Raw genomic sequence first — 357 nt, 5'->3', positions numbered from 1 at the left:
AAAAATAAAGGGTGTATTATTCGCATCCCTTGAGACGCTAAAGCGACTCAAAACGTTCTTTAACAATATAAAGCAATCATCTGTGTGGGCACTCGTACAGATTGAGTTCTAACAGCCAACCTACTTAGGTAGCGAGGCAAATAAATTAGAGTCTCAATTGAAAACTGAGTGACCAACAGAATAGTTATTTCGGTAATTATTCGGCACAGTCAATTCAATATCGAAAGATATTAAAAATTCAGAATTCATTGAGCTGTCGAAAGACATAAAACTTTTTAATTGAAGAGTTTGATCATGGCTCAGATTGAACGCTGGCGGCAGGCCTAACACATGCAAGTCGAGCGGTAACAGAAAGTA

1 rRNA gene is annotated in these 357 nt (G+C 37.8%); it reads left to right on the top strand.

Annotated features, from left to right (window positions below):
* Positions 1-276: 276 nt before the first annotated feature.
* Positions 277-357, top strand: a 16S ribosomal RNA gene (locus H5117_RS20445); the annotation flags it as partial.

Source organism: Pseudoalteromonas sp. SG45-1, from assembly GCF_014164135.1.
In the GTDB taxonomy this organism is placed as follows: domain Bacteria; phylum Pseudomonadota; class Gammaproteobacteria; order Enterobacterales; family Alteromonadaceae; genus Pseudoalteromonas; species Pseudoalteromonas distincta.
The sequence above is the reverse complement of the archived record's forward strand: the minus strand, read 5'-3'. Positions and strand labels throughout refer to the sequence as shown.